Source organism: Fulvivirga aurantia, assembly GCF_009711475.1.
Taxonomy (GTDB): domain Bacteria; phylum Bacteroidota; class Bacteroidia; order Cytophagales; family Cyclobacteriaceae; genus Fulvivirga; species Fulvivirga aurantia.
In genome coordinates, this window is sequence record NZ_SMMD01000773.1 from 1 (window position 1) to 7,898 (window position 7,898).

The 7,898-nt window shown below is 40.0% G+C and carries 6 protein-coding genes; all 6 read right to left on the minus strand.

Annotation, left to right across the window (positions count from 1 at the left end):
• Positions 1–52 precede the first annotated feature (52 nt).
• On the minus strand, positions 53–877 hold the full coding sequence (locus E1176_RS09765; RefSeq protein WP_155210425.1) for a phosphatase PAP2 family protein: 825 nt from the start codon (positions 875–877) through the stop codon (positions 53–55).
• Positions 878–982: 105 nt separating this feature from the next.
• On the minus strand, positions 983–1,720 hold the full coding sequence (locus E1176_RS09770) for a phosphatase PAP2 family protein (protein WP_155210426.1): 738 nt from the start codon (positions 1,718–1,720) through the stop codon (positions 983–985).
• Positions 1,710–3,074 (minus strand): NAD-dependent succinate-semialdehyde dehydrogenase, encoded by a 1,365-nt coding sequence (locus E1176_RS09775; RefSeq protein WP_155210427.1) that lies wholly within the window; start codon positions 3,072–3,074, stop codon positions 1,710–1,712. The genes E1176_RS09770 and E1176_RS09775 overlap by 11 nt, the downstream gene beginning before the upstream one ends.
• 27 nt (positions 3,075–3,101) lie before the next feature.
• Complete coding sequence (locus E1176_RS09780) at positions 3,102–4,571, minus strand: hybrid sensor histidine kinase/response regulator (protein WP_155210428.1); 1,470 nt, start codon at positions 4,569–4,571, stop codon at positions 3,102–3,104.
• Position 4,572: 1 nt separating this feature from the next.
• Positions 4,573–6,393 (minus strand): CHASE3 domain-containing protein, encoded by a 1,821-nt coding sequence (locus tag E1176_RS09785; protein WP_155210429.1) that lies wholly within the window; start codon positions 6,391–6,393, stop codon positions 4,573–4,575.
• A gap of 6 nt (positions 6,394–6,399) precedes the next feature.
• Positions 6,400–7,794, minus strand: a complete 1,395-nt coding sequence (locus E1176_RS09790) for a sigma-54-dependent transcriptional regulator (protein ID WP_155210430.1) — start codon at positions 7,792–7,794, stop codon at positions 6,400–6,402.
• Positions 7,795–7,898: the final 104 nt, after the last annotated feature.

Below are 7,898 nucleotides of genomic sequence, written 5' to 3' on the forward strand. Positions count from 1 at the left end.
TATTATTTATATTAAGCTATGTACTTTATGTGTACTATTTATTTATTGTTATTTAGATTTTAAGCCTTAAGGCCACACCATGTGCATCTCCGCTGAAGAAGCTCAGGTCCAACTTGTTATCTTTTTTCTTATGTAGTTCTGGTATTAAAATACCGTTGAGTGTTCCCAGCAAAGAGCCAATGGCGATATCCGTCATAAAATGCTTACCCGCTCTATATCTCAGGTAGCCTGTGGTAACTGTAAGTGCACCAGCACTCGTATATAAAACAGCCTTCAATCCCTTTCTCTCAGGATAATAATCAGCCACAACCTTTGCTACAAAGAAACTCGAAGAGGCCACTACGGCAGGGTGCCCACCAAAAAACGAGTTTTTGGACTGATCCCTCATTTTTTCTTCTAAAGGTGCTTCAGAACTATATACTAAAGGTCTGTATTTGTCTACATTGGCAGCGGTGAGTGTGTACATACTACCAGTAATGGCCATTGTTTCCCAATACAACAGACCCACTTCGAGTGCATCATGTCTTATTTGTTTATCAAACAACAGGGTAAGTGGTAGAGCCATTGACCCGTAAAATAGAATATCACTGTCTTTATTGGCTTGTTCTGAATATCTTGGGGAAGTGAAGTCCTGATTAATCCTTGACACGTCTGCATCATAACTTAAGTTTACGATGGTGGTAGAATCAGAACCACTTTTTTCTGAAATTTTATAAAAGCCATAAATCGTAGCCCCTGTACCCAACAACGTAATTGGTATATCAATGGCAGGTTTGATATTATAAGGCTCTCTATCCTCCTCCTCTGTATACTGCGCAAAGATCTGACCTGGCACAAGTATAACTAGCATTGCGATTGTTGTGATTATCTTGTTCATACCTCTTCTAATTCCAATATTATTCCTGAATAATAAATCTTTGATTTTCAGCGATTTAAGGCTATTAAGCTGCTAAATGCTGTAGAAAAGTGTAGAAATTTTTCCCTACCGTGAGAAGAGAATTGTTAAACCGGGCCCACGGTTATAGGTAGGTAAAACTGAGAGCTTGAGGTCTTTTCTTTTAAAAATTGGCTTAAACTGGTGTGTAGCATAGGCCAGGTTTGCAGAAAATATACCTACCGCAGCGCCCACCAACACATCCGAAACCCAGTGTTTATTGTTGAGCATACGATAAAAACCCGTAGTAGCTGCCATTGCATAACCAGCCACTGAGTACCACACACTTTTATGCCCAAGCTCTTTGTGCAAGAATGTAGCTCCTAAAAAGGCCTGAGCCGTGTGTAATGATGGAAATGATGCAGAGCTACTACCATCGGGTCTTCGTACTTTAGTGAGTCCTTTTAGGGGGAATGTAATGGCTAAGGCCAATATATTTGATTTCAAAAAAAGTATCGTTCTATCTCCCAGGTCATTTTTAGGTTCAACACCGGCCAGGTCAAGCAGGTAAACAGATGCCGGAGGCACATATCTTAAGTAATCGTCAAAAGAGGATGAGAAATCTGGAAATCTCTCATTGATACTTTCTCTGACATCAAACTTGTCGATTGGTGAAGAACTAGAAGTGGTGATTAGCCCAAGCGTAGTGAGCGCCACAGGTACAGCTGATACTTTAAATACCTTGGTATCGGTCCATTTCTTTTTTTTGTTGAGTGAATCCTGGGCGTGCAGTTGTGTAGCTAAAACAAGCAGAAAAATGAAAGCTAATTTCACTTTATGCCACATATACAGTTTTTGTGTTTACAAACTCTCTGATGCCAAAAGAACTTAGTTCGCGACCATAACCACTACCTTTTATACCTCCAAAAGGCAATCGTGGATCAGATTTTACAAAATCATTAACAAAGCAGCAACCTGCTTCCAGCCGTGTTTCTGCTATTTCCCTACCCTTTTCTTCATCTTTGGTAAAAATCCCGGCACCTAAACCAAATTCGGTATCATTGGCTACCTCAATCGCCTTCTCCAGATCTTGTACTCTTATGATAGAAGCAACCGGACCGAAAAGCTCCTGTGAATACGCAGGTGCGGCTTTAGGCACATTGGTCAGTATGGTTGCAGGGTAGAAAAATCCATCACTCTCAGGAATCTCTCCTCCCAGCAAAAGTTTCGCTCCCTTTTCTACTGATTCTTTAACTTGCTCATGAAGCTCTTCACGTAAATCTTTTCTCGACATAGGGCCGAGGTCAGTACCTTCAAGCTCCGGGTCGCCCATGTTTTTGGCTTCCATAGCCTCCACCATTCTTTTTTCAAACTCATCGGCTATCGACTCTACAACTATAAATCTTTTGGCGGCAATACAGCTTTGGCCATTATTTATGAGTCTGCTGGTCACACATTTTTCTATAGCAAGGTCAAGGTCAGCATCCTCCAAAATTATATAAGGATCGCTACCTCCGAGCTCTAATACAGTTTTCTTTAAATTTTTCCCGGCATAGGCCGCTACAGATTTTCCAGCCGGTGTACTCCCCGTAAGGGTCACTGCCTTTACTTTTTCATTGGCTATGATGTCTTCAATCTGGTCGCTTCCTACATGTAGATTTCGAAATACATTTTCCGGAAATCCCGCCCTTTTAATTAATTCTTCAATAGCTGCTGCACAACCTGGTACGTTAGAAGCATGTTTTAAAATGCCTACGTTTCCGGCCATAAGAGCAGGGGCAGCAAATCTCATTACCTGCCAAAAAGGAAAGTTCCATGGCATTATTGCCAACACTAGCCCCAGTGGCCTGAATGCTACATAACTATTTGATGCATCACTTTCTTTTGGCTCATTTTTTAAAAATTCCTGTGCATTTTGAGCATAGTATTCGCAAACCCAGGCACATTTCTCCGCTTCTGAAATGCCCTGGCTATATACTTTACCCATCTCTTCTGTCATCAATCTGGCGAGACGTTCTTTATCTTTTTTTATAAGCCTCGAAAGTTCCATCATATGAGCTGCGCGCTCATCAAAGGAAACCTCTTTCCAACTGTACCAGGCCTCATTTACGTCATCGATAATTTCGCTCACTTTTTCTGGTGAGAGTTCATCATATGTTCTTAAATGTTCACCTGTTGCCGGATTAATAACCTGTATCATATCGCACTTTACTTCTTATAACAAAATTTAGTTTCTTGGGTTGAAAGAAATGCTAAAAGTCGTTCCAACGCCAACTTCGCTTTCGACATCAACCTGGGCCTTGTGACTGTTTAAAATATTCTGTGTGGATGTAAGGCCTAGTCCCATTCCACCTGCCTTGCCTGTAAAGAAAGGATCGAAAAGTTTCCTGATTTCGTGTTCTGGAATACCTTTTCCATTGTCTTTAACCTCTACCATAAGCATATCTGCCGACATGTGAGTCTCAATTCTTAATACACCCTCATTCTCTTCCATCGCTTCAATGGCATTGATTATTATATTAAGAAAAGCGGTTTTCAATTGCTCCTTGTCTGCGCTAAATTTTGGTAGAAAGGAGGTAAAGTCTGTTTCGAGTTTAATTCCTCGTAGTTTAATTCTATCCTGGGTGATGGCTATCGTTTCCTCCAGCACATCGTTGATGCAGATTTCTTCGCTATTGAGCTCTTTAGGTTTAGAAGATTTGAGCATTTGCGTAATCAACTGCTCAATCCTTCTGGCATTTCGTTTGATAATGTCGAGATACATATCTGCATCTTCATTATCTTCCACCTCTTCTTTTAGCTGCTCCATCGCCAGGTTTAAGTTGGTGAGAGGGTTTCTTACCTCATGAGCCATACTTCTGGCGATCTGTCCGGTCATGGCCAATTTTTCTGCCACAAGCAGTTCTTTTTCTGCTTTCTTTCTTACTGTAAGGTCGTGTACAATACCTTGATAGGCGTATATCTCATCGTTTTCATCCTTTAAAGCCACACTGTTGATGATACAGTCAAGTTCTTTATCATCTTTTGTGCAGAGCTTTACCTCAAAGTCTTTTACATGCAGATTTTTAGCCAGCATTTGGTTGAAATAGCTATATGCTTTCTGGCTGCTAAAAGTATCTTTCATAGATATTTTCATGAGCTCATCACGAGAATACCCGAGCAGATTTTCCAGAGAAGGGTTAGCATCGATAAATAAATGCTCCTTATTGATGATATAAATTGCATCTACAGAGCGCATGAATAGCGAACGGTACTTCTCTTCGTTGGCATTGAGCTCCCTTACCGATTGAGAGTGATTAATAGCATAGCGAATACTTCTACCTAGTAATTGTGCATCGAATACACCTTTTACCAGATAGTCTGAAGCACCCAGTTTCATTGCTTCATAATCTATCTCATTATCACCCTGACCTGTAAGTAAGATCAACGGAATATTATTGCCGCTCTCCCTGAGGCTCTTTATAAACTGCAACCCGTTATATTCGCCAAGGCGATAGTCTACCAGACAAATATCATATTCGTCTGAAGTCTTTACGATTTCGAGCGCTTTTTCGTAGTCAGGCTCCCAGGTTACTGAGATGGTGAGTAGCGAGTTTAATTCACTTAATAAATCTTCTACAATTATAAAATCGTCCTCATCATCATCAAGTAAAAATACCTTGATCTCCGTTTTCTTACCGTTAGTAATGTCCGTCATACTACTTAAATTTTACTGGTAAAAGAATTATAAATTTAGCTCCTCCATTTTCTCTTCCTTCGGCTCTTATAAAGCCATTGTGGTTTTGCACTACTTTCTGACAAATAGCCAAACCAATTCCGGTACCCTCAAATTCGCTTTTACCATGCAGTCTTTCAAATATGTTGAAAATTCTTTCTGCATATTTTTGTTCAAATCCGATACCATTGTCTGTCAGTTCGATTCTCAAATACCTTTTATTGGAATCAATGTCAAAATCTTTTTGTGACTTACCTCTAACACGCTTACCCGTGATATTGATTACAGGATTTCGCTCTAAAGGCGTAAATTTTATTGCGTTGCTGATAAGATTTTGAAATAACTGCCTTAACTGCGTGCTATCGCCTTGTATAGGATGTAAACCTTTTACGTTTACAGTCGCATTTCTGTCTTTTATCCTGGTCTCTAAATCACCCAGTAGATTATTGACAATCATTTCCAGGTCAATTTTCACCATTTCTTTGGGGTGCCGTGCCACTCGGGAGTATTTGAGCAGGTCATCGATCAAAAACTGCATACGCTGTGCTGCATTGTTCATCCGATTGATGTAATCTTTCCCTTTAGCATCAATTAGGTCGCTGTATTTGGTAGCTATGCGGTCTCCAAAGGTGCGCACTTTACGTAGAGGCTCTTGTAAATCATGCGAGGCCACATAAGCAAACTGCTCAAGATTTTCGTTAGATTCTTTTAACTCTTGGTTTTTATGAATCATCTCTCGCTCAGCCATTTTTCTCTCTGTTATATCAGAGAATGTCACTACGCAACCATCATCCAGCTTCATGGCGGTTAGACTATACCATCCATCCAGGTGCTCATACCCGTAATGGAACTCAGTAACCAAAAGCTCATCGTTTTCGACTACAGCTACATACTTATCAAAGAGACCGCTTTCATATACACCCGGGAATGCCGTACCAAGAGTTTTACTCATCATTTCTGACAGGTCCTTTTTAAGCATTATTTCTACCTGCTTATTGGCCATAGAGTATCTAAAGTCAACGATTTTTCCTTGTGTATCCCTAACTGCTTTTATAAAATATATAGCACTCAACGAGCTATCTAATACTCTCTTTAGCAGCTCTTGTGTGTGTTCTTTATGCGACACCTCATGACTCAACAGCTTGAGGTTTTGCTCGAGCTCATACTCAGCATCGTTCTTAATTTTAATGGTTTTATATAGCTGGGAAAAAAGGTACAGCAATACCAAGAAGGCCCCTATAAAGCTGATTAATATAAAGAGTGGTGCAATGCTACCGGTCGTACGTTGTGAAGAAGAACGCTCACGGAGTAACTCCTCCTCTGCCTTAATCATAAGGTCGGCCTGCTTGCGGATTTTTACCATGTTTTCTTCATCAAACCGCAATAGGTTGACGGAATAGGAATCCAGGGCTTCACCCTGTGTCTTCCTGTCAAGAATCTCATCTGTGATGTTGTACTGCTTTTCTATTAGGCGAGCTAGTGAGTCGAGCCTCTTTTTTTGACCAAGATTGCCTAACAATAAACTGTCGATGGTATTCACCTTCCTCACCACCGTGTTTTTCGAATTTACATACGGTTGTAAAAAAGTGGAATCGGCAGTAAGCTCATAACCGCGATGAGCAGTTTGAGCATCTTTGACAGAACTTATAACAGCCTCTAGCTCTTTGAGCACCATGGAAGCATGGTTTACCCATCTGGCATCGTTGATATAAGAATTTAAACTTCGATAAGTTACTACAGATAAAATAAGCAAAAATGCTATCGTCACTGCAATAAATATACTGAACGAGCGGAGTGATGTCATTCGAGGCTATATGTTTATATCGTACGCCTTGAGCTTATTGTACAAGGTTTTTCTATCAATATTTAATACCTCTGCAGCTTTTGTTTTATTATATCCGGTTTTTTCTAATACATTAATAATGGCTGTTCGCTCTGCACTTTCTGATACCGCTTTAAGATTGGTAAGATCTTGTGGCTTATCGCTATTTGAAGTGCCTGAATCAAATGAGCCCGATAAATAATCAGGAGAAATAATCTCAGATGGCAAACTTTCCATCTCCACCTTGTCTCCGTTGGTAAGCAATACTGCTCTTTTGATCACATTTTGTAGCTCTCTCAGGTTTCCGTGCCAGTAGTAGTTTTTAAGTTTATCTTCTACTTGCTCGTCAAAACCCTCTACATTTTTGTCAAGCTGGTCATTTGCTATTTGTAAGAAGTGGTTGGCGAAAACCATAATATCTGACTTACGCTCTCTCAATGGTGATAGCTCTACTCTAAACTCATTGAGCCTATGGTAAATATCTTCCCTGAAGCTACCTTTTTTGACCATATCTTTGAGGTCTTCATTACTTGCAGCAATCACGCGCACGTCAATATCAATATCTTTTACCCCTCCCAGTCTCTTAATTTTTCTCTCCTGAAGTACACGAAGCAGCTTAATCTGGTTTTCGTAAGTCAGGTTACCGATTTCATCAAGAAATAATGTACCACCATCGGCCAATTCGAAACTACCTTTTTTATCTGCAAGGGCACCAGTAAAAGCTCCTTTCATATGACCGAAAAGTTCACTACCAGCAAGCTCTTTGGGTAAGGCACCGCAGTCGATAGCTACAAATGGCTGGTCTTTTCTCTTACTCTTGTTGTGGATTTCGTTGGCTACGAATTCCTTACCAGAACCCGTCTCTCCGGAGATAATCACCGACATATCAGTTGGGGCGATAAGGTCGATATGCTTTTGTACTGTAGCTGATTGGCTACTTTTACCTACAATAAAGGTCTTTTTATTAGTTTTAGGGCGTTTCTTACCCTTGCTTATACTTTCACGCTGTTTTTTCTGATTCTTTTTGGCTTCAATAGCATCTTCTATGGTCACCAAAATTTCATCAGGGTATAGCGGCTTGGTTACATAATCATAGGCACCATGCTTCAATGTCTCTACCGCTGTGCGTACATCGGAGTATCCTGTAATGATAATTACCGCAGACTCAGGATTGATGATTTTTATTTTCTTTAATATGCTAATACCATCATCGTCTGGTAGTCGATAATCACTTATCACAAGATCGTAATGATCTTTTTTCAGAGCTTTAATACCCTCCTCACCGGTTATCTCAAAAGTAGCATCATAGCCTTTTTTAGAAAGAAATTTCTGTAGCAAAAGGCAGATATCTTTATCATCATCAATTATGAGTACTTTATTCATTTTTATTAAAGTTGTTTTCTATTGGTTTTGGTGCTACTGATTATAACCGCTTTCTGCTAGGGATCAACACTTTTGCAGAACAGAAGTTTAAATCAGTCGTTTGC

Bases quoted from the DNA above. Each gene is read 5' to 3' on its own strand.
- E1176_RS09765 (WP_155210425.1), bottom strand. From the start codon at position 877: ATGAACAAGATAATCACAACAATCGCAATGCTAGTTATACTTGTGCCA.
- E1176_RS09780 (WP_155210428.1), bottom strand. From the start codon at position 4,571: ATGACGGACATTACTAACGGTAAGAAAACGGAGATCAAGGTATTTTTA.
- E1176_RS09785 (WP_155210429.1), bottom strand. From the start codon at position 6,393: ATGACATCACTCCGCTCGTTCAGTATATTTATTGCAGTGACGATAGCA.
- E1176_RS09770 (WP_155210426.1), bottom strand. From the start codon at position 1,720: ATGTGGCATAAAGTGAAATTAGCTTTCATTTTTCTGCTTGTTTTAGCT.
- E1176_RS09790 (WP_155210430.1), bottom strand. From the start codon at position 7,794: ATGAATAAAGTACTCATAATTGATGATGATAAAGATATCTGCCTTTTG.
- E1176_RS09775 (WP_155210427.1), bottom strand. From the start codon at position 3,074: ATGATACAGGTTATTAATCCGGCAACAGGTGAACATTTAAGAACATAT.